Origin of the sequence: Saccharomonospora marina XMU15 (assembly GCF_000244955.1) — a bacterium.
GTDB lineage: Bacteria > Actinomycetota > Actinomycetes > Mycobacteriales > Pseudonocardiaceae > Saccharomonospora_A > Saccharomonospora_A marina.
On record NZ_CM001439.1, the window covers coordinates 1,605,803 to 1,626,330 of the forward strand.

Consider the following 20,528-nt stretch of genomic DNA (forward strand, 5'->3'; position numbering starts at 1 on the left):
CGTGGTCTTGCTGAGGGCACCTGGGGTCTACCGGCCCCAGGAGGACACCCACCTGCTCTGCGACGCGATGCTGGCCGCCCCCGTGCCCGCGCGTGGCCGGGTACTGGACATCGGGACCGGAACGGGGGCGCTCGCGTTGCGGGCGGCCCGCGCCGGGGCGGCCGAGGTGGTGGCCCTCGACGTGTCACGCCGTGCGCTGGCGACGGCATGGGTCAACGCGCGGCTTCGGCGGCTACCGGTGCGCACCCGTAGGGGCGACGCCGGTGAGGTCGCCGATCGCCCGCCATTGGGCCGGTTCGATCTGGTGCTGGCCAACCCGCCGTACGTGCCGTGGCCCGGCGAAGGGCGGCGCTGCCTGCGCTGGGACGCCGGGCCCGACGGCAGGGCGGTACTCGACCCGCTGTGCGTCGGCATGCCCGAACTGCTGGCACCGCACGGCTTCCTGCTGCTGGTGCAGTCGACGCTGTGCGGTGTGGACCGAACCGAGGACCGGCTTCGCGGGTCGGGACTGAAGACGTCGGTGGTGGCGCGCCGCCACCTGCCGTTCGGGTCCGTGCTGCGCGGCAGGAGGGCCTATCTGGAACGGGCCGGGCTCATCGAACCCGGACAGCGCGAAGAGGAGCTGGTGGTGATCCGTGCCGACCGAACCAAGCCGTCGGCGTGAGCCGAGGCGAGTCACCGTCGTACCGGGCGGGCCCATCCTGGTGGAGGGACCCGTGGAGATCCGGGTGCAGCCGACCGGCGAGCACGGCCGCGAAGCCGGAGGGCGAGACGACGGCAACGGCGCCGCCACCGTCGTCTCGGAACGCTTCCAGGTGGCCATCTGCGCGTGCCGTCGCAGCAAGACCTACCCGTTCTGCGATACCAGCCACCGTCGAAAGCGCTGAGTGCCGCGGCCGCTGCCCGCTACCGCAGCGGAAGCCGAAGCGAGGACTCACCCGAGCGCCAGCGGGAGAGCAGGTGCTGGGCGAGGTGGCCTTCCAGCAGGTCGGTCGCCTGTATGCCGAACACGACGTCGGGGGCCAGCCAGGGTTCGCGCCGCAGCAGGTCGCCGATCACCTCGCGGCGCACCACCTGCTCGTGCACGGCGTCGGCCTCGACGTGTTCGGTGAAGAACGGCAGGCAGCCAGCGGGCGCGCCGAGCCGCTGCAGTGCCGCGACGATGCGCGTCGCGCTGGGCGCGGTGGTGATCTCGGCCGCGGCGAAGTGCCCGACGAGCGCGCCACGCAGGCTACGGTGCAGGCCGAACAGCGACATCAGGTTGACCGGCGCGAACGCTTGCGGCGGGACGTGTTCCAGGTAGTGCAGATAGCCGGTGCGCAGTCCCGCCGATTCGAGCAGATCGGCGTACAGCCGCGAGTGCATCCGCTCGTACCGGCCGCCGCCGAACTCGTCGAACTCCACCGCCACCAGCGCGGCCTTGGCCTGCCCGCGTAGCCGGGGGATGACCCACGCGTGCGGGTCGGCCTCCTTGAGGTGGTAGATCGAGCGGTGCACGAGGTACTCGCGAAGCTGCCACCAGGTGCCCTCGTCGCGCAGCCAGTGGGTGACGCCGCCGCCGTTGACCGGCTCGACGAGCAGGTCGTCGAGCACGCCCGCCACGTCGTCGCCTCCTGCCACATCGGCGCGCAGCGCGGCAAGCAGCCGCCCCTCCAGCGCGGCGCGGGTGCGTAGCAGCGCCGGGTGCCACTCCCAGTCGGGGTCGACGCCCGCGAAACCGCGGTAGTGCAGCTCGTAGCAGATCTGTAGGGCCAACTGCACGTCATCGCCGTAGGGGTGGCTTCCGGTGACGTCGGTCGGCAGCCGGTGCCGCGCACGCGGACTCCCCGCGAGGGCGGTCACGATCGCCGCGGAGTGCGGCCCTCGCGGTAGCGGCAGAGCCGGGATCGCCTCGTTCTCGGTGGCCTGCGCCGAGGGTGTCGCCGTGGGTGTCGGAATCCGCACGTCGCTGGGCTACCCGCGGCGGCGCGCCGGTACACCTTTACGTGGTACGTGAGCGCGCGACGGCGGCAGGCGAGCCCGCCCGCTGTGAAGGCTCGGCAAGTATGCTGCGGGCGTGGCCACGGGGCCGGAGCAGTGGCGGGTTTTCGAGGACGCGCGTCCCCGGCTGTTCGCGCTGGCGTACCGGCTGCTCGGTTCGGCGTCGGACGCTGAGGATGCCGTACAGGACACGGCTTTGCGGTTCCACGCGGCTGATCGCGAGGCGCTGCGGACACCGCAGGCATGGCTGACCAGGGTGCTGACGAACGTGTGTCTGAATCGGCTCACCTCGGCGCGTTCGCGGCGGGAGCGGTATGTGGGGCCGTGGTTGCCCGAACCGGTGGACACCACGCGGGCGGATCTGGGCCCGCTGGAGAACGCGGCGCAGCGGGAATCGGTTTCGATGGCGGTCCTCGTACTGCTGGAGCGGTTGACGCCGCCGGAGCGTGCGGTGTTCGTGCTGCGAGAGGCCTTCGGTTACAGCCACCGCGAGATAGCCGAGTTGTTGCGGCTGAGCGAGACCAACTGCCAGCAGCTGTACCACCGTGCGCGCGGACACGTTACGGCGGGCCGCGCCAGGTTCGCCGCCTCCGCCGAGCACGGGCAGCAACTGGCGAGGCGATTCCTGGCCGCTGCCAGGGGCGGCGACATCGACGCGCTGCGCGAGTTGCTCGCCGCGGACGTGGTGGTGTGGGCCGACGGCGGCGGCATGGCCTCGGCGGCGCGTCGCCCGGTGCGGGGCGCCGAGCGGGTGGCTCGCTACCTGAGCTGGATGAGCCGCGAGCAACCGGGGCTGCGAGTTGTCGTCACCGAACTGAACGGCCAGCCGGGTCTGGTCGCGGTGGTGGAAGAGCACGTGTTGCTGGCGGTGGTGCTGGAGCCGGGGCCCGACCGCATCACCGGAATCAAGATCGTCGCCAATCCCGACAAGCTCGCTTTCCTTTCCACGCAACTGCTATGAGCACGGTCACAGCCGGGTGCTGTCAGCTTCGCGCGCCTCATCCGGTTCAACCGGTGTCCGTACCAGTTGAGAAGGAGAGCGAACATGGCTCATCGCATCGTGGTCGTCGGCGCAGGCTATTCCGGACTCAGGGCGGCACGCCGCCTCGCGCGGTCGCTGCCCGAGGCGTCGGTGACCGTGGTCAACCCGCGCGCGCAATTCGTCGAGCGGGTCCGGCTGCACCAGGTGGCCGCGGGCTACCGCCCGCGCGAGTACGCGTTGCCGGACCTGCTGCGTGCCGACGGCGCCGAGTTCGTCGTCGGCACGGCGCAGACGCTGGACCCGCGCGGCCGCCTGCTGGGGGTCGACACCCTTGCCGAGCCGTTGCCCTACGACACGCTGGTGTACGCGCTGGGCAGCGTCGCCCAAGCCGGTCCAGCCGGTGCGGCCGAGCACGCCGTGACCGTAGCCGATCCGGGGCAGGCGCGGCTGCTGCGCGACCGCGTCGACTCGCTCGCCCGCGAGCGAGGCACGGTCGCGGTCGTTGGCGGTGGCCTCACCGGGATCGAAACCGCCGCCGAACTGGCCGAGAGCCACCCCGAGTTGCGGGTGCGCCTGCTGTCGGCAGGCGAGCCGGGATCGACACTGTCCGATCGGGGCCGCCGCCACGTGCTGGCCACTCTGCACCGACTCGGCGTGGAGGTGTGTCCGGAGGCGAAGGTGGTCGCCGTGTACCCCGAGGGTGTGGAGTTGGCAGGCGGCGCGCGGGTCGAGGCCGGGCTCACCGTGTGGGCGAGCGGGTTCGGCGTGCCGGACCTGGCGCAGCGGGCGGGAATCGCCGTTGCCGACGGCGGGCGGGTCGCCGTGGACTCCAGCTTGCGGTCGCTTTCGCACAGCGACGTCTACGCCGTCGGTGACAGTGCCGCCGCTCACGGGCCTGGCGGGCGGCCGATGCGGTTGTCGTGCGCGACGGCGCTGCCGCTCGGGCGTTACGCGGCCGACGTGATCGCCGCGCGGCTTCACGGCAGGAGTCCGCGCGAGCTGCGGTTTCGGTACCTGATCCAGTGCGTCAGCCTCGGCAGGCGCGACGGGTTGATCCAGTTCGTCGCCGGGGACGACAGTCCACATGAGAAGGTCGTTACCGGCAGCGGCGCGGCCGCCATCAAGGAACGCGTTGTCCGCTACGCCGCGCGGTCGGCCACGGGGCGCTGAGCTGCCGCCGTGCCGCCGCTCAGCAGAAGATCCACCACCACGGGCAGTCGTCCTCGGGCTCGGTCGTGGTCGTGGTGGTGGTAGTCGTCGTGGTCGGTGGCGACGACTGTGGTGGTGGCGGCGGATCGTCAGTTGCTGATCCGGTGGGTTCGACCGAACTGGATACCGGTTCGGTGGTCGTGGTGGTCGCCTGGGACTGCGTCGTGGTGGTGGTCTCCTCGGTGGTGGAGACCTCGGCGGTGGTGGTCGTCGAGGAGGATTCGTAGGTGGCGCGCCTGGTCGGGGTCGAACTCGGCCACGAGACCTCGGAGGTGGGGTCGTCGGGGAAAACGATGATGGCCGCGTCGTCGGGATCGGGCGCGGTCACCTCGTCGTCCGGCATGGAACTGACGAAGAACGCCGCGACGCCGCAGCCGATCACCACCGCCCCCATGACGGCGAGGACGCGCAGGCGCGAACTCGGCTCCGGCGGGACCCGGTCGTCCCAGCCTTCGCCGTCGGAGAGCCGTGTCACCGACACGTCGTAGTCCACCGGGGTGCCCTTTCGCCACCGGAAGCAGCCGAACCGGTCATACCCTAGATCATGACCGACATAGGGGAATTGTCCGGGATCGCACAGGCGCTACGGCGTCGGCCGCGGCCCGCGAAGCACCCATTGCGGTCCGGTCACGGTGTGCGACAGTCGCTGTTACGCAGCGCTTGCATCGCGGCGGGGCGCCCGGTTCCGCGCCCCCACCGCGATGCGGCTCGTCCGGCCGGACGCCCGCGTCGGCGGCGTCGGCGGCGTCGGCCGCGATGTGGCTCAGCGTCTACTGTGGATACTCGGTTCCCGGCGATGGTTCTCGGTAGGGATGTCGGCTGCTACCGGTCACGGGAGTTCGCGCAGGAACTTCACCACGATGTCGTTGAACCGCACTTCGTGCTCCAGATTGGGTAGGTGCGCGGCGTTCTCGATGATCGCCAGTGTGGAGTTGGGGATGTGCTCGTGCAGTTCCCGCGCCACCGCCACGGGCGTGAACTCGTCCAGTCTGCCGACCACGATCAACGTGGGCACCTCGATGCGGCCGAGCATGGCCACGTAGTCGGGCCGCAACGCCCGTCCCCGCAGTGCCGCTGCCGCCCCTTGCGGAGAGGTCGCACGCATCATGCCAAGCACGTGCCGCGCCGTCGCTGGTAGTCCCGCGATGTTGTGCGGTGCCAGCATCTTCGGCAGCACCTCCTCGGCGTAGCCCGCCATGCCCTCGCGCAGCAGCCTGCGTGCCTGCTGTTCTCGATCGGCCCTGCCGCGTGCGGTTTCCGCGTGAGGCGAGGTCGCCGCGAGCAGCAGGCCACGGATGCGTTCGGGGAACAGCCGCTGGCACTCCATGACGAGTTGCCCGCCCATCGACAGTCCACCCAGGACGAACCGGTCGATGCCGAGCGCGTCCAGCAACTCGGCGACATCGCCTGCGAAGACCTCGAACGGTGTGACGGCTTCGACACCACCGCTTTCGCCGTAGCCGCGCAGGTCCGGTGCGATCACGCGCCAGCCTTCCGCGCTGAACCGTTCCACCTGCGGCCGCCACATGGTGCGGTCGAAGGGGTGTCCGTGCAGCAGGACGAGTGGCGGACCGCTGCCTTCGTCGTCGTATCCGATCGTGCGCCCGTTCACCGTCATCGTGGTCACGACAACGACGCTAACGAGCACATCAGATCGGTGCAATGAAAACATTGACGTCGGTGCAATAATGTTGACGTGGACTTTCGCGCACTCGCTGACACCGTCGCCAGGGATATCACCACGGGCAAGCTCAGGCCGGGTCAGCGGCTGCCGACGCAGCGCCGCTTCGCGCGCACACACGGCATCGCGGTTTCCACCGCGGGGCGGGTCTATGCGGAACTGGTGCGGCGTGGACTGGTGGTAGGCGAAGTCGGCAGGGGAACCTACGTGCGGGCGGGTGAGCCGCCGGCCGAACCGGCCCTGGCCGAACCGGCGGAGTATCCGGCAGGGCGCGTGGATCTGGAGCTGAACATCCCGATGCCACCGGGGCGTGCGGACGAACTCACGCGGGGACTGGGCGAACTGACCCGCGACGACACACTGTCCGCCGCGCTGCGACCGGTCGGGGCAGTGGGGACCGCCGCCGCCCGCGCCGCCGCCTCGGCGCTGCTCTCACGTGCGGGCTGGGTCGCAGACGTCGACAACCTGCTGTTCGCGGGCAACGGAAAGCAGGCGATCGCGGCCGCGATCGCCGCGCTGGTCCCGGCAGGTGGCAGGCTCGGAGTGGAGGCGCTGACCTATCCCGTGGTCAAGGGCATCGCGGCCAGGCTCGGTGTCACGCTCGTTCCGCTGGCGGTGGACGAGCACGGCCTGGTTCCGGGCTCGCTGCGGCAGGCCGCGCCCCACACGGTGTACGTGCAGCCCACGCTGCACAACCCGCTCGGCGTCACCATGCCGCCTCGGCGGCGTGCCGAGTTGGCGCGAACGCTTCGGGAGCTGGACATACCGGCGATCGAGGACACCGTGTACGCGTTCCTGCGTGAGGAGCGCCCACTCGCCGCTTACGCGCCGGAGCGCACGGTTGTCGTCGACAGTCTGACCAAGCGGCTCGCGCCCGGGTTGACGGTCGGCTTCCTCGCGCCGCCCGCGGGCCTGAAGGAGTCGCTCGTCTCGGCGCTGCGTTCGGGCGCGTGGGCGGCGCCAGGATTCGCGCTGGCCGCAGCCACGCGCTGGATCGAGGACGGGACCTCGGCTCGCGTGCAGCAGGACAAGCGGGCCGACGCCGAACGCAGGCAGTCGATCGTCCACCAGCGACTCGGGAGGTTCGGCGTGCGCGCCGATCCCGCCGCCTACCACTGCTGGTGGGAACTGCCGGGGCAGTGGCGCGCCGAGACGTTCGTCGCCGCGGCCGCGCGCAGGGGCATCGCCGTCAGCCCGGCAGGTGCGTTCGCCGTCGGATCCGCGCACGCGCCAAGCGCGGTGCGGCTCGCCCTGGCCTCGCCGCCGCTGCCGACACTGGCGGCGGCACTGGACGCGCTCGCGGCGCTCGCCGACTCCGACCCGGACGAGCACGCCGTCGACTAGCACCACCCGCCTGCCCGCGAGTCCTGCGTTCCTGCCCGCGAGTCCTGCGTTCCTGTCCGCGAGTCCTGCGTTCCTGCCCGCGATTGCTGCGTTCCCGCGTCCGGCTGCGGCTGGGTCGGATCAGCCCGACACAGTCCCGCATGGACCCTCGGTGGCGGCGTTTCGCCCCAGCGGGTGCGGGGTAGGCGATCACCGGAGGTGAGCACGATGGCAACCACCGTCGAGCGGCTGCGCACGGCGCTGTCCGAGGCGGACTTCCCGGCCGACAAGTCGCAACTGCTGCGTCAGGCCGAGCGCGCCGAGGCCGACGGGGCGACACTGAAGGCTTTGCGGGCGATCCCACCCGTGGTGTACTCCAACCTCACCGAAGTGGAGCAGTCGGTGTCGTTCGATCCTGGTCCGGACGCGAGCGAGGAGGCCGCGCGGCGGCGCATGCACGACAAGCCCGGCCTCGCTCAACAGGAGAAGGACGTGCCTGGGCATCCGATTGCTGACGAACTCGGCGAGAATCGGGGGAGTTGAGCGGTTTGGCCACGGTGGGTACCGGGTAGTCACCCGGCGCGAGTCCGCTTGATGTAAGGGACATGCCGACGATGGACCTAACCGGTAACAGCGGTGTCGATGACACACCCGCCGAACTGGCCGCCCGAGCCGAGGAGGCCGCCCGGGCCCTCTACCTGCGCACATCGAGCACTGTGGACGCCGACAGCCTGGCAAGCGCAGGCGAGATGCACGAGGTGCTCGGTTCGCTGAAGCTCGTTGTCGAGAGCATCACCAGGTGTCTGCCGGAGTTGGGGATCTGGCTCGAGGAACGGCTGTGGACGGGCACGCTCGGCGGGAGCACCCCGGCAGCGGCCGGGTACGACGAACTGACCGAATCGATCTTCGAGGTGACCTCGGCGCTGTCGCGGGCACACCGGATGAGCTCCGCACTCGGCCGCGAACTGCAGGTCGCGCAGGCGGCGAGTGTGGATCTGGCCAAGCAGTAGCGGCAGCGGCGGCAGCGGCGCGGCCGACCAGCGCGGCCGGCGAGGCGACGACAACTCAGCCGACAACTCAGCCGACAACTCAGCCGGGGAAGTTCTCCCAGCCCCGCGGCATGCTGGTGTCCTCGGACCAGCTGTCCCGCGGGGGCGGCTCCAACGGCTGCAGCTCGTTGGTTTCGCGCTGCTGCTCGATCGCCTCGATCAACTCCTGGGTGCTCATGTGCTCCACGTTCGCGATGCCTACCCGGTGTGCTTCCCGTGCCAACTCCGCCATCGTCATGCGTTGCAGGTCACCACTTTCGGTCACCATGGCTGCCTCCACACGTCTGGCATGTCCTGCTTTCGGGTAACCCGCCGTGCGAGGGGCTAACCGCGCGGAAGCAGAGGAGCGCAACGTATGAACCCGACGATCAAGCTGGGCACGGTCGCGGGCGTCCGGGTCGGACTGCACTGGAGCGTGCTCGGCATCCTCCTGGTGCTCGTGTTCGCGCTGGGTTTCGCACGGTGGCCGCTACTCGTGCCCGGCTACTCGACATGGGTGTACCTGCTGGCCGCCGTTGTGGCGGCGTTGCTCTTCCTCGCCTCACTGCTGGCACACGAGCTGTCGCACGCCGTCGTCGCGCGGCGCAACGGGATCGCGGTGGAGGACATCACGCTGTGGTTGCTCGGGGGCGTCGCGAAACTGCGCAGCGAGGCCCGCACCCCCGGCGCGGAGTTGCGCATCGCGGGGGCGGGCCCGCTGGCGAGCCTGCTCACCGCCGCGCTGTTCGGCCTGATCACCTGGCTGCTGGTGGCCGCCGACGCCACCACCCTGCTCGTGGCGACGGCAGGCTACCTCGCACTCATCAACGTGGTGCTGGCCGCGTTCAATCTCGTGCCCGCCGCGCCGCTGGACGGCGGACGCGTGCTGCGAGCCGCGTTGTGGGCGTGGCGCGGCGATCGCACGCGCGCCGCTGTGTGGAGCGCGAGGGCAGGCCGCATCTTCGGCTTCGCGCTGATCCTGCTCGGCGCATGGCGGCTGCTGTTCGCGGGTGTCGGCGACGGGCTGTGGTGGATTCTGATCGGGCTGTTCATCACCAGCATGGCCAGTGCTGAGGAGCGGCAGGCGCAAGTGGGCGCGATGCTCGCGGATGTGGCCGTCGGCGACGTGATGACCCGTGACCCGGACACCACTGACGGCGACATGTCGGTGCGGCGCTTCCTGGACGAGGTGGCGTTGTCGCGCAAGCACTCCGCGTTTCCGCTGCTGGATGCTCGCGGTGGGGTGGAAGGGCTGGTCACCCTGAACCGGCTGCGCTCCGTACCTTCCCAGCAGCGGGACACGACACCGTTGCGGCAGGCGGCCTGCCCGCCTGAGCAGATCCCCACTGCGACACCTCAGGAACCGTTGACCGACCTGCTGCGCCGCATGGAAGGGTGCACCGACGGCAGGGCGTTGGTCTTCGAGGACGGCAGGCTCGTCGGCATCGTCAGTCCAACCGACATCAGCCGGGTGGTGACCCTACGAGGGATGGACGCGGGCTGGAGGCAGGGTGGTTCGGACCTCACCGCACCGCGGCCACCGGGGCGACGGATCTGACAGAGTGCGGGCGCGCGCCGAACCGCTGCCTGTCCGTCGGAGCACCGGTTTCGGTCGTCTCAGCGTAGTCCGTCTCAGCGGAGTCTCAGTGCCTGCTGCCGACACCGGTGGCGACCTCACCGAGTCGCCCACCCCGCACCGACGGTGCCAGTGGTGGGGTGTCCAGCCCGCCACGTTCGCGTAGCCCCGCGAGGAAGTCGCCGAGCGCGTCCTGCGCCGAGTATCGAGGGTGCCAGCCGAGGTCGGTGCGGGCGCGCGTGGTGTCCATGATCGGGATCCGCATTACGGCGTCGAACAGGTCGGGCGAGGCGGGGACGGCGTGCATCCGCCACGCGGCGGCCACCGCGGCCCGCACGACGCCCGCGGGAACCGTGACGGTGCGCGCGTGCAGCAACTGTGCCAGCAAAGCCGCGTCGACGACCGGTTCCGCCGCGATGTTGAACGCCCCCCGCACCGGATTCAGTGCCGCGAGGCGAAACGCCTCACCGATGTCGGCGGAATGCACCGCCTGCATCCGAAGTCCTGGCACGTTCGGCACGAACGGGATCAGCTCCGGCCGGGCGACGAAACCCGGCACGAACGGGCCTGCGAACAACCTGCGCTGCTGCTGCGCCGACTCTCGCTTGAACACGAACGCCGGTCGGAGTCGAGCCACCCTGGTGTCGCGGTGGGACGCGGCGAAGGCGTCCAGCGCCCGCTCCAGGTATGCCTTCTCCCTGGTGTAGGCGGCGCCGGGCCAACCGTGGGTCGGCCAGCGCTCGTCCACCGGCCGATCCTTGGGACCGGGGGAGTAGGCGCCGACCGACGAGGAGTACACGAGCGCGGGCACCTCGCAGCGTGCGACGGCTTCGAACACCCTCATAGCGCCGATCACGTTCGCGCGCCAGGTGGCGGCCGGGTCGTGTGTGGGCTGGAACAGCCAGGCGAGGTGGATCACCACGTCGGCCCCGTCGAGGACGGCGTCGAGCCGGTCCCGTGGCGCTGTCGAGAGATCCAGCGGCTCGACGAGCAGCTTCGGCCGCGTCCATTCCGGCTGCCTGCGTGCTATACCGACGATCGATCCGACACGCGAGTCCTCGCTGAGCGCGTCGACCACGCTCGTCCCGATGTTGCCCGTAGCTCCGGTGACGACGACGCGCAAGCCGTCGGTCCTCGCCTGGTTCATCGCGATCCGCCTCCCGCGCGCTCGACGGCCAGTGCCGCGAGCCGGTCCAGTGCCTCGGCGACCCTGCGGTCGGCCTGCTCGCTCGCCTCACCGCCGAGCGTCTCGGGCTGCTCGCCGCCGAAGGTGAGGTGCAGTGTCGCGACGCTGCGGTCCGGGGTGCTTACGTCGGGCTCGACCTGCAGCCAACCCTCGTAGTCGTGTTCGGTGCCGCCCCACTCCAGCCGCAACGCGTCAGGGTCGGCCTCGACATAACCCGTGGCGTCGTACACCTCGCTGCCGCTGGACACCCACGCGTGCAGCGTGCCGGGCCCTTCCGGTTCCACTTCGACGCCGTCCGGGGTCCAGGCGTTCAACGTCGGGCCTGCCGCCGCGACGTCGAACACGGTCCGCGCTCGCGCGGGTATGGTCCTGCGGTGCTCGAACTCGGTCATGCCGTTGAGGTACCCAGGCCGGGAAAAGATATGCGAGTACGCAGGTGCGGCGCGACCGAGCAGGCAGAGTGCCTGCAGGCTCAGGTGAGGCCGCGCAGGCACAGCGCGGGCGGGCGGGTGCCCGCGATGCTTGCGACCATGTCCACCACCTGCCTGGTGCGCCGGACCTCGTGGGCGCGGAAAACCGCGGCGCCCTGCCATGCGGCCACGGCGGTGGCCGCGAGTGTGCCGTCCACGCGGTCGGTGAGCTGAGCACCGAGTGTCTCGCCGACGAAGTCCTTGTTCGACAGCGCGAGCAGCACCGGCCACCCGGTTGCCGTCAGCTCGTCGAGCCTGCGCAGCAGTTCCAGGCCGTGCCAGGTGTTCTTGCCGAAGTCGTGTGTCGGGTCCACGAGAATTCCCCCACGCGGCACGCCGAGCCGTACGAGTCGCTCGGCCTTGCCGGTGACCTCCTGCGCGACGGCCGCGACCACGTCGGCGTAGTGCACGCGATGTGGCAGGGTGCGCGGCGCCGCGCCGCCGGTGTGGGAGCAGACGTACCCCGCGCCGTACTCGGCGGCGACCTCGGCGAGCCCTGGATCGGCCGCCTGCCAGGTGTCGTTGATCAGGTCGGCGCCCTCCTCGCACGCCTGCCTGCCCACCTCCGCGCGCCAGGTGTCCACGCTGATCACGAGGTCGGGATGCCGGGATCGGACGGCCGCCACCACCGGCACCACACGCCGGATCTCCTCGTCGACGTCCACCTCGGTGCCGGGCCCGGCCTTGACACCACCGATGTCGACGATGTCCGCCCCTTCGGCCACGACGGCGTCCACCGCGCGCAGCGCCTGGTCGAGTTCGTAGGTGGCGCCACGGTCGTAGAAGGAGTCCGGGGTCCGGTTGACGATCGCCATGACGAGCGGACGGTCGCGGTTCACCGCGCGACCTCGGAATTGCAGAGCCACCACGACCAGCGACTCTAATCGCCCCCACCCGCCGCGAGTCCCCCGCTCCTGCCCGCGAGTCCCCCGCTCCTGCCCGCGAGTCCTGCGCTCCAGCCCGCCGCAGTGCCCGGTCGAGCTGTTGCGGCAACCGGTCAGCTACGGGCGGGACGGATCAGGTCCCTGCCGATGATCTCCTTCATGATCTCGGTGGTGCCGCCGTAGATGGTCTGCACGCGGGCATCCACGAACGCGCGCGCGATGGGATACTCGCGCATGTAGCCGTAGCCGCCGTGCAACTGTAGGCAACGGGTGAGCACCCGCTGCTGCAGTTCGGTCGCCCACCACTTGACCTTGGCCGCGTCCACCGCGGAGAGGGTGCCCGCGTTGAGGGCGAGCACGGCGCGGTCCACGTAGGCGCGGGTCACCTCGAGTTCGGTTGCGATCTCGGCGAGGCTGAACTTCGTGGCCTGGAACTGCGCGACGGGCTGCCCGAACGCGGTGCGCTGGCCGACATGCCGCAGTGTCCATTCCAGCGCGGACTCCGCGGCGGCGAGCCCGTAGTAGGCGATGGAAAGCCGTTCCTTCGGCAGCCGCTCCATGAGATGGCCGAAGCCACCGCCCTCGGTGCCGAGCAGGTTCGTCGCGGGCACTCGCACGTCGTCGAAGAACAGTTCGGAGACGTCCTCCGCCCGCTGACCGAGCTTGTCCAGCGCTTTGCCCCTGGTGAAGCCCGGCATGCCCGCTTCGACCACCAGCAGGCTGAACCCGCGCGCACCCGCTTGCGGGTCGGTGCGCGCGACCACGATCACCAGGTCGGCGCCCGCGCCGCTGGTGATGAAGGTCTTGCTGCCGTTGAGTACCCAGTGCTCGCCGTCGCGGGTGGCCGTGGTGCGGATACCGCGCAGGTCGCTGCCCGCACCCGGCTCGGTCATCGCGATCGCGGCCCGCTTGCGGCCCGCGCACAGGTCGGGCAACCAGCGCAGCTTCTGTTCCTCGGTGCCGAGATCCACCAGGTACGGTCCGACGAGGTCGTCGAAGCCGCCGAGTGCCACGTTGACCGCCGCCGCGCCCACCCGTGCCAGTTCCTCCATCAGCACGCAGCGAAAGCGGTAGTCGGTCGACCCGCCACCGCCGTAGCTCTCGGGCACCGCCGGGCCGAGCAGGCCCAGCTCACCGGCGGACCGCCACAGATCGGGATCGATCCGGCCCGCCCACTCCCACTCCTCCAGGTGCGGCGCTATCCGCTGCTCGACGAACGTTCGCACGCTGCCGCGGAACAGTTCGTGTTCCTCGGTGAACAACTCGGTTCTCACCGGCCCCACGGTTGGACATCCGGGTAGCCGAGGTCCAGGCCGTTTTCGTTCAGTGGAAGCCTTGCGGCCGCTCGGCACGGGCCGGGATCCCCGCGGCGCGGTGCCGAGCGGCGCCTGGCGAATCACCGGTACAGCACCGCCTGGATCTTCGGGTCGTCGATGTTGGTCTTGTCGTACCAGTAGTAGTTGGTGTCGATGCTCTTGGGCAGCTGCTCGCCGTTGATCGCCTTGATCGCCGAGCTGACCAGCCTGCGACCCATGTCGATCGGGTCCTGTGTCACCGCGCCCGCCATCACACCGTTCTTGATCGCGTCGATCTGCACCTTGCCGGAGTCGAAGCCGACCACGGTGATGTTCTTCCTGCCGCTTTCCTGCACGCCCTTGATCACGCCGATGGCGGAGCCCTCGTTGGAGGCGTAGATGCCTGCCAGGTCCGGGTTCGCCGAGATGATCGACTTGGTGATGTTCGCGGACTCCAGCTGGTCACCACCGCCGTACTGGGCGTCGAGCACGGTGATGCCCGGCGCGTTCTGCCGCATCCATTCCCTGAACCCGTCGCGCCGGTCGGTGCCGGACTTGCTTGTCTGGTCGTGCACCACCATGGCGACCTTGCCCTTGCCGCCGAGTCGCTGCGCCATGTGCTTGGCGGCCTCCGCGGCTGCCGCCTTGTTGTCGGTGGCGACGGTGGTCACCGGAACGTCACTGTCCACTCCGGAGTCGAACGCGATCACGGGGATGTCTTGCGACTTGGCCTGTTGCAGCAGCGGTGCGGCGGCGCGGCTGTCGAGTGCCGCGAATCCGATCGCGTCGGGACTCTTGGCCAGCTCGTTGGTGAGCATGTTCATCTGCTCCTCCACCTCCTGTTCGGTGGCGGGGCCGACGAAGGTGACCCTGGCGCCCTGCTTGGCGGCCTCCTCTTCCGCGCCCTTCTTCACCGCCTGCCAGAACTGGTGCTGGAACCCCTTGGAGACGATGGCGACGAAGGGCTGCTCTCCACCACCTGCCGAGTCACCGCCGGAACCACATGCCGCCGACGTGAGTGTCAGAGTGGCGAGCGCGATCGCCGCGACGAACCGTTTCATCCTCATGACCAGATCTCCTTTGTTCTGGTTGCGGGCGCGCGACGGCGTATCCGCGTTATGCCGCTTTCTTCCTGATCCTGTCCGTGTAGACGGCCACGAGGATCACGCAGCCCAGGATCACGTTCTGCCATTCCTGGGGGATGGACATGATCTGCAGCCCGTTGTTGAGCACCGAGATGATGAGTGCCCCGATCAGCGTGCCCAGAATGGAGCCCTTACCCCCGGACAACGACGTGCCTCCGATCACCACGGCCGCGATCGCCTGCAACTCGTAGCCCATCCCGGTAGCGGGCTGGGCGGAACCGAGACGGGCGGAGATCATCACACCCGCCAGTCCCGTGAACAGCCCCGCGAAGGCGTAGATGGCGACCTTCCAGCGACGTACGGCGATACCGGAAAGCTCCGTGGCCTCCTCGTTGCTCCCGATCGCGTAGGTGTAGCGGCCGAGCACGCTCTTGGTGAGCAGCAGACCAGCCAGCAGCGCGACCAACAGCAGGATCAACACCGCGTTGGGGAAGTTCAGCCCGGAGACGAGGTTGCCCGTCGACAGTTCGACGTATCCGGGCACGTCGTTGAAGTAGATGGGCGTGCTGTCGGACAACACGAGCGCGAGCCCTTCGGCCACCAGCATCATCGCCAGCGTCGCGATGAACGGCGGGATCTTCAGCAGTGCCACGTTCAGGCCGTTGACAAGCCCGATCAGGCCGCCGAACAGGATCGCAGCCGGGACGCCGAGCGCCAGTGGCAGCCCCAGCTTGACGAGGAACACCCCGGACATCACCGCGCACAGCGCCATCCCGGTGCCGATGGAAAGGTCGATGCCGCCCGCGATGATCACGAACGTGGTGCCGATGGCGAGCGTACCGATCACCACCGTCGAGAACAGGATGGCCATGAAGTTGCCGTAACTGAGGAAGTACGGGCTGGCCAGCGAGAAGAACGCGTAGATGACGACGAGGCTGCCGAACGCGAGCAACTGCTGCAGCCTGCTCTTCAGCGCGGCGGCGAGCCCACCTCGCGGCTGCCGCTGCTGCGCCGAACTCGTGGTCTTGACCGCTGTCATGGCCGCCACGCCTCCCTTACCGGCCCCGTGCCGTCCAGGCCGAGTTCGGCGGCGTCGGCGGGATTCTCGTCGGGCCGCAATGTCGCGTAATGCATGATGTTCTCCTGACTCGCCTCGTCGGCGTCGAGCACGCGGGTGAGTCGTCCCTCGCTGAGCACGGCGACGCGGTGTGACATGCGCAGGATCTCCGGCAGCTCGGACGAGATCATGATGATCGATTTGCCTTGCGACGCGAGCTCGTTGAGCACGCCGTAGATCTCTTCCTTCGCGCCGACGTCGATCCCGCGGGTCGGCTCGTCGAAGATGAGCACGTCGCAGTCCTTGGCCAGCCACTTGGCGATGACCACTTTCTGCTGGTTGCCGCCGGAGAGGTGCTTGGTCTGCTGTTCCAGCGTCGGGGTCTTGATCCGCAGGGTCCGGACGTACTCGGCCGCCGCAGCCCTCGCCGCCCGGTCGCGCACGAACCCGGCGGTGGTGAACGCCTGGCGCATAGAGCCGAGCGTGATGTTGGCGGCCACGTCGTGGTCGAGCAGCAGCCCGTACCGTTTGCGGTCCTCGGACAGGTACCCGATGCCCAACCGCGCGGCCTCGGCCGGATTCGATATGCGCACGGGCTCGCCGTGCAACCGGACAGTGCCGCCTGTCACGGGATCGGCGCCGACCAGCGCCCTCGCCACCTCGGTCCGTCCCGCTCCCATCAGCCCGGCGAAGCCCAGGATCTCGCCGCGGCGCAGCTCGAACGAGACGTCCTTGAGCAGTTCCTTGGTTCGCAGCCCTCGCACCTGCAGCACGACGTCGCGGTCGCGCCGCACATCCCGCGGTCCGATGTCGGTGTCCACGCCCCTTCCCACCATCCGCGAGATGATCTGCGAGGTGGTGGCCGATCGGGCGTCGAGCGTGTCGATGTACTCGCCGTCGCGGATGACCGTCACCCGGTCCGCGATCCGTCGCAGCTCCTCCATGCGGTGGGAGATGTAGATGGCGCCGGTGCCGGGACGGACGAACGCCCGGATCAGCTCGTGCAATGTGGCCACCTCGGCCTCGTTCAGCGCGGCCGTTGGCTCGTCGAGGATGAGCACCTTCGGCTCGTGGGCCAGCGCCTTGGCGATCTCCACCAGTTGCTGGTTGGCGACGGTCAGCCCACCGACCACCGCCTTGGGGTCCAGTTTCATCCCCAGTTCGGTCAGCAGCGCCGCGGCTTGTTGGTTGAGCACGCCTTCGTCCAGCCACATCCGCCACCTGCGCGGTTCGCGGCCGATGAAGATGTTCTGTGCCACCGTCAGGTGCGGCACCAGGTTGAACTCCTGGTGGATGATGCTGATTCCTCGTTCCAGCGCCTGCCTGGGGCTGCCGACGGCGAGCGGCCTCCCGTCGAGCCGGAACGTGCCCGCGTCGGCGGTATGGATGCCGGTGAGCAGCTTCATCAGCGTGGACTTGCCCGCGCCGTTCTCGCCGACCAGGGCGAGTACTTCGCCGTGCCGCAGTTCCAGCCGCATGTCCCGCAGGGCCCGCACGCCGGGGAAGCTCTTGTGCACACCTTCGACTTCCAGCAGCGGGACCGTGGCAGGCTCGGTCATCGCGCGACCTCCCTGGGGCCGTAGACGGCGTGTGCCGTTGCGTGCAGCAGCCGGGCCCGCTCGGTGGGGGCGAGCTCGCCGATCAGTTCGCTCAGCACCTGCCACATCGGCTGGTATCCGCCGTGTGGCACGGTCATCGGCCAGTCCCCGCCGTACATCAGCCGGCCGGGGCCGAAATGTTCGAGCGCCGTTTCCCATGCAGGCCGCAGCGCGCTCACGGTCAGTGGCTGGCCTGCCAGTTGCAGTCCCGACACCTTGGCCACGGTGTTGGGGCGCCGGGCCAGTTCGGCGATCGCCTCGCGCCACGCCGCGAAGCCCTCGCGGTCGCCGCGTGGTGGCTTACCGAGGTGATCCAGCACGATCCGAAGTGCGGGAAGTGCGGTGGCGAGTTCGGTGGTGGCGGCCAGGTGCCTCGGCCACGCGTCCGGCACGTCGAAGGGCACCCGGTGATCGGCAAGCAGCGACAGCGAGCGCCTGACCTTCGGCATGGCGAGGAAGTCGGCGCGCGGGTCGTCGTGCACCAGGTGCCGAACCCCTCGAAACGCCGGATGTGGCAGCAGATTGTCCAGCTGGCGTTGTGCGGTTCCCGGCTCGTCGAGCTTGATCCAGCCGACCACACCGGTGATCCACGGCTGCGCCTCGGCCTGCCGCAGCATGAACTCGGTGTCACGAGCGGAGTCCTCGGCCTGCACCAGGATCGCCGAGCCGATCCCGGCCTCGTCCAGTTCCGCTTTCGCCTGCTCGGCGGTGAAGGTGGCATGCAGCGGGCTGCCACGGGGCAGCCAGCCGTACTCGCTCACCTGCAGGTCCCACAGGTGCAGGTGGGTGTCCACAATGGTGCCGACGTCGCCGGTCATAGCCGCGTCAGTCCCTTGTCCCGCAGTACGGTCCACAGTTCCTCCGGAACCGGGGTGGCCAGCCGCCGCTGGTTGGCGCGCACGTGATCGGGCGCGGCCGCGCCGGTGAGAACGGTACGGACCAGCGGCTCGCGCAGCGAGAACGCCAGCGCGGCCGTGGGCAGGTCCGTTCCGTGCTCGGCGCAGACCTCGGCGATGGCGCGCGCCTTGGCCAGCACGTCGGCGGGCACCGGACCGTACTCGTACCTGTCGTCGGCCGACGGCCAGGTGGCGGCGAGCAGCCCGGAGTTGAACACGCCCGCGTTCACGATCGCGACACCGTGATCGCGGCAGCGCGGAATCAACTCCTCCAGCGCGGGCTGCTCCAGCAACGTGAACCGGCCCGCGACCAGCACCAGGTCGAGCAGCTCGTAGCGCACCGCCCGCACCAGCGCGTCGGTGGATTTCGAACCGACGCCGATCGCCGAGACCACGCCTTCCTCACGCAGCGCGGCGAGTGCGGGCAGGCCCTGTTCCAGTGCGGGTGCCAGTTCGTACTCGTCCGGGTCGTGCAGGTAGAGCACGTCGACGGACTCCATGCCGAGGCGAAGCAGCGACTCCTCGAGGCAGCGGCGCACCCCGCCGGATGTGAAGTCCCAGACCCTGCGGGCGTCCGCGGGAACCGCATAGTGGTTGGCCAGGTCCAGCCGGTCGGCGCCGGCCGGGTCGGGCACCAGCAGCCTGCCCACCTTCGTCGAGACCACGAATTCCGAGCGCCGCTTGGTGGCAAGGAACGCGCCGAGCCTGCGTTCGGCGAGGCCGAGTCCGTAGTGCGGTGCGGTGTCGAAGTAACGGACGCCGCACTCCCACGCGGCGTCGAGCACCGCCCATGCCTGCTCGTCGGACATCGGCTCGTAGAGATTGCCAAGGCCCGCCGTGCCGAGCGAGAAGCGGCCGAGGTCAAGCATGGGTGTACTCCGCGATGGAGGTCGGGTACATCTCGGTGCCTGCACCCGGTGCCGCCGGAGCGAGATAGCGGCCGCCACGCACATCGACGGGTGTCACGAAGTGCTCGTGCAGGTGGTCGACGAACTCGATGACGCGGCCGTCGAGGCTGCCCGAGACGGCGACGAAGTCGAACATCGCCAGGTGCTGCACCGCTTCACACAGGCCGACCCCGCCCGCGTGTGGGCACACCGGAACACCGAACTTCGCGGCCAGCAACAGGATCGCGATGTTCTCGTTCACACCTGCCACCCGGGTGGCGTCCAGTTGCAGCACGCTGAGCCCTCCCGACTGCAGGAGTTGCTTGAACACCACCCGGTTGGCGATGTGCTCTCCGGTGGCCACGGGCACCGGCGCCACTGCCTTGGCGATCGCCGCGTGCGCGAGCACGTCGTCGGGGCTCGTCGGTTCCTCGACCCACGCGATGTCGAATCGTGCCAGTGCCTTCGTCCAGCGGATCGCCTCCGCGACGTCCCAGCGCTGGTTGGCGTCCACGGCGATCTTGATGTCGGGCCCGCAGATGTCGCGTGCGATGCGCAATCTGCGTAGGTCGTCGTCGAGGTCGGCACCCACCTTGAGCTTGATGTGGGTGAAGCCCTGCTCGATGGCTTCGCGGCACAGCTTGGCCAGTTTGTCGTCGTCGTAGCCGAGCCAGCCCGGTGTGGTGGTGTAGGCGGGGTAGCCCTGTGCCAGCAGCCGCGTCTCACGCTCGGCGCGGCCCGGTTCGGCCGACCGCAGCAGGGCCAGCGCGTCCTCTCTGGTGAGCGCGTCGGTGAGGTACCGGAAGTCGATCAGGTCGACGATCTCTTCCGGCGAGAGCGACGAAAGCAGCCGCCACAACGGAACCCCGGCGCGTTTGGCCTTGAGGTCCCACAGCGCGTTCACCGCTGCGCCGATCGCCATGTGCATGATCCCCTTCTCGGGGCCGAGCCAGCGCAGTTGGGAGTCGTGCACCAACTCCCGCCACACGCCGCCGAGGTCGTCGAGGGTTTCGGCGACGTCGCGGCCGACGAGGTGACCTTCCAGCGCGCGCAGCGCGGCGACCTGTACGTCGTTGCCCCTGCCGATGGTGAAGACGAAGCCGTGGCCTTCGAGGCCGTCGGCGGCGTCGGTGCGCAGCCGCACGTAGCTGGCGGAGTAGTCCGGGTCGGGGTTCATCGCGTCCGATCCGTCCAGCGTCTTCGACGTCGGGAACCGAATGTCGTGCGTTTGCAGTGCGATGATTCGCGCCACGGACCGACCGCCTTCGTCGTATGGTCTCTGTCACTGCGGCGAACCCTAGACATCCGATGTATATACCGTCAAGGTTCATCCCTGTCGCTGTGGACGTTCATGATCTAGAGTCCGGTTCGGGAAGACACCCGACCAATGA

General features: G+C 69.6%; 22 protein-coding genes. 8 read left to right on the top strand and 14 right to left on the bottom strand.

Features of this window, described 5'->3' with window-relative positions:
• Window position 1 precedes the first annotated feature (1 nt).
• Together SACMADRAFT_RS07580 and SACMADRAFT_RS07585 are read left to right on the top strand one after the other, a co-directional pair.
• The gene (locus tag SACMADRAFT_RS07580) at window positions 2-664 is read left to right on the top strand and encodes a HemK2/MTQ2 family protein methyltransferase (RefSeq protein WP_009153212.1); all 663 of its coding nucleotides are present in this window, start codon (window positions 2-4) and stop codon (window positions 662-664) included.
• On the top strand, window positions 636-887 hold the full coding sequence (locus SACMADRAFT_RS07585; protein WP_040925590.1) for a CDGSH iron-sulfur domain-containing protein: 252 nt from the start codon (window positions 636-638) through the stop codon (window positions 885-887). The genes SACMADRAFT_RS07580 and SACMADRAFT_RS07585 overlap by 29 nt, the downstream gene beginning before the upstream one ends.
• A gap of 19 nt (window positions 888-906) precedes the next feature.
• Here the strand turns inward: SACMADRAFT_RS07585 and SACMADRAFT_RS07590 are convergent, their stop codons facing one another.
• The gene (locus tag SACMADRAFT_RS07590; RefSeq protein WP_050998339.1) at window positions 907-1,938 is read right to left on the bottom strand and encodes an iron-containing redox enzyme family protein; all 1,032 of its coding nucleotides are present in this window, start codon (window positions 1,936-1,938) and stop codon (window positions 907-909) included.
• Window positions 1,939-2,056: 118 nt separating this feature from the next.
• Here SACMADRAFT_RS07590 and SACMADRAFT_RS07595 point away from each other — a divergent pair, with 118 nt between their 5' ends.
• Window positions 2,057-2,941, top strand: a complete 885-nt coding sequence (locus SACMADRAFT_RS07595; RefSeq protein ID WP_009153215.1) for an RNA polymerase sigma-70 factor — start codon at window positions 2,057-2,059, stop codon at window positions 2,939-2,941.
• Between the two features lie 84 nt (window positions 2,942-3,025).
• Complete coding sequence (locus SACMADRAFT_RS07600) at window positions 3,026-4,132, top strand: NAD(P)/FAD-dependent oxidoreductase (protein ID WP_009153216.1); 1,107 nt, start codon at window positions 3,026-3,028, stop codon at window positions 4,130-4,132.
• A gap of 19 nt (window positions 4,133-4,151) precedes the next feature.
• Here the strand turns inward: SACMADRAFT_RS07600 and SACMADRAFT_RS07605 are convergent, their stop codons facing one another.
• Both SACMADRAFT_RS07605 and SACMADRAFT_RS07610 read right to left on the bottom strand, forming a co-directional pair.
• Window positions 4,152-4,664 carry a hypothetical protein gene (locus SACMADRAFT_RS07605; RefSeq protein ID WP_009153217.1) on the bottom strand — a complete coding sequence of 171 codons (513 nt, stop codon included), beginning with the start codon at window positions 4,662-4,664 and terminating at the stop codon, window positions 4,152-4,154.
• A 336-nt stretch (window positions 4,665-5,000) separates the two neighbouring features.
• Window positions 5,001-5,798 carry an alpha/beta fold hydrolase gene (locus tag SACMADRAFT_RS07610; RefSeq protein ID WP_408640346.1) on the bottom strand — a complete coding sequence of 266 codons (798 nt, stop codon included), beginning with the start codon at window positions 5,796-5,798 and terminating at the stop codon, window positions 5,001-5,003.
• Window positions 5,799-5,867: 69 nt separating this feature from the next.
• Here SACMADRAFT_RS07610 and SACMADRAFT_RS07615 point away from each other — a divergent pair, with 69 nt between their 5' ends.
• The 3 genes from SACMADRAFT_RS07615 to SACMADRAFT_RS07625 all read left to right on the top strand — a co-directional run bounded on the left by SACMADRAFT_RS07615 (window position 5,868) and on the right by SACMADRAFT_RS07625 (window position 8,185).
• Entirely contained in the window at window positions 5,868-7,196 is a 1,329-nt protein-coding gene (locus tag SACMADRAFT_RS07615; protein WP_009153219.1) for an aminotransferase-like domain-containing protein, read from the top strand.
• A 207-nt stretch (window positions 7,197-7,403) separates the two neighbouring features.
• Window positions 7,404-7,718 (top strand): DUF2795 domain-containing protein, encoded by a 315-nt coding sequence (locus SACMADRAFT_RS07620; protein WP_009153220.1) that lies wholly within the window; start codon window positions 7,404-7,406, stop codon window positions 7,716-7,718.
• A 71-nt stretch (window positions 7,719-7,789) separates the two neighbouring features.
• Window positions 7,790-8,185, top strand: a complete 396-nt coding sequence (locus SACMADRAFT_RS07625) for a hypothetical protein (RefSeq protein ID WP_009153221.1) — start codon at window positions 7,790-7,792, stop codon at window positions 8,183-8,185.
• Window positions 8,186-8,264: 79 nt separating this feature from the next.
• Here the strand turns inward: SACMADRAFT_RS07625 and SACMADRAFT_RS28440 are convergent, their stop codons facing one another.
• On the bottom strand, window positions 8,265-8,492 hold the full coding sequence (locus SACMADRAFT_RS28440) for a Rho termination factor N-terminal domain-containing protein (RefSeq protein ID WP_009153222.1): 228 nt from the start codon (window positions 8,490-8,492) through the stop codon (window positions 8,265-8,267).
• Between the two features lie 87 nt (window positions 8,493-8,579).
• Between SACMADRAFT_RS28440 and SACMADRAFT_RS07635 the strand changes: the two genes are divergently transcribed.
• On the top strand, window positions 8,580-9,761 hold the full coding sequence (locus tag SACMADRAFT_RS07635) for a site-2 protease family protein (RefSeq protein WP_009153223.1): 1,182 nt from the start codon (window positions 8,580-8,582) through the stop codon (window positions 9,759-9,761).
• A gap of 85 nt (window positions 9,762-9,846) precedes the next feature.
• On the opposite strand, the gene SACMADRAFT_RS07640 is transcribed toward SACMADRAFT_RS07635, so the two are convergent.
• The 10 genes from SACMADRAFT_RS07640 to SACMADRAFT_RS07685 all read right to left on the bottom strand — a co-directional run bounded on the left by SACMADRAFT_RS07640 (window position 9,847) and on the right by SACMADRAFT_RS07685 (window position 20,389).
• Window positions 9,847-10,926: an NAD-dependent epimerase/dehydratase family protein gene (locus SACMADRAFT_RS07640; RefSeq protein ID WP_009153224.1), complete on the bottom strand. Its 1,080-nt coding sequence runs from the start codon at window positions 10,924-10,926 to the stop codon at window positions 9,847-9,849.
• Window positions 10,923-11,357 carry an SRPBCC family protein gene (locus tag SACMADRAFT_RS07645; RefSeq protein WP_009153225.1) on the bottom strand — a complete coding sequence of 145 codons (435 nt, stop codon included), beginning with the start codon at window positions 11,355-11,357 and terminating at the stop codon, window positions 10,923-10,925. Before SACMADRAFT_RS07645 ends, SACMADRAFT_RS07640 begins: the two co-directional genes overlap by 4 nt.
• Window positions 11,358-11,437: 80 nt before the next feature.
• A complete protein-coding gene (gene folP, locus SACMADRAFT_RS07650; RefSeq protein WP_408640352.1) occupies window positions 11,438-12,250 on the bottom strand; it encodes a dihydropteroate synthase in 813 nt (270 codons plus the stop codon).
• A gap of 182 nt (window positions 12,251-12,432) precedes the next feature.
• Window positions 12,433-13,593 carry an acyl-CoA dehydrogenase family protein gene (locus SACMADRAFT_RS07655; protein WP_040926183.1) on the bottom strand — a complete coding sequence of 387 codons (1,161 nt, stop codon included), beginning with the start codon at window positions 13,591-13,593 and terminating at the stop codon, window positions 12,433-12,435.
• Window positions 13,594-13,715: 122 nt separating this feature from the next.
• The gene (locus SACMADRAFT_RS07660) at window positions 13,716-14,681 is read right to left on the bottom strand and encodes an ABC transporter substrate-binding protein (protein WP_009153228.1); all 966 of its coding nucleotides are present in this window, start codon (window positions 14,679-14,681) and stop codon (window positions 13,716-13,718) included.
• 49 nt (window positions 14,682-14,730) lie between these two features.
• Window positions 14,731-15,738, bottom strand: coding sequence for an ABC transporter permease (locus SACMADRAFT_RS07665; protein WP_009153229.1), 1,008 nt, complete (start codon window positions 15,736-15,738; stop codon window positions 14,731-14,733).
• Complete coding sequence (locus tag SACMADRAFT_RS07670; protein ID WP_009153230.1) at window positions 15,735-17,315, bottom strand: sugar ABC transporter ATP-binding protein; 1,581 nt, start codon at window positions 17,313-17,315, stop codon at window positions 15,735-15,737. The genes SACMADRAFT_RS07665 and SACMADRAFT_RS07670 overlap by 4 nt, the downstream gene beginning before the upstream one ends.
• Window positions 17,312-18,172: an amidohydrolase family protein gene (locus SACMADRAFT_RS07675; protein ID WP_009153231.1), complete on the bottom strand. Its 861-nt coding sequence runs from the start codon at window positions 18,170-18,172 to the stop codon at window positions 17,312-17,314. Before SACMADRAFT_RS07675 ends, SACMADRAFT_RS07670 begins: the two co-directional genes overlap by 4 nt.
• Window positions 18,169-19,119, bottom strand: a complete 951-nt coding sequence (locus SACMADRAFT_RS07680; protein WP_009153232.1) for an aldo/keto reductase — start codon at window positions 19,117-19,119, stop codon at window positions 18,169-18,171. Before SACMADRAFT_RS07680 ends, SACMADRAFT_RS07675 begins: the two co-directional genes overlap by 4 nt.
• A complete protein-coding gene (locus SACMADRAFT_RS07685; RefSeq protein WP_009153233.1) occupies window positions 19,112-20,389 on the bottom strand; it encodes an enolase C-terminal domain-like protein in 1,278 nt (425 codons plus the stop codon). Before SACMADRAFT_RS07685 ends, SACMADRAFT_RS07680 begins: the two co-directional genes overlap by 8 nt.
• Window positions 20,390-20,528: the final 139 nt, after the last annotated feature.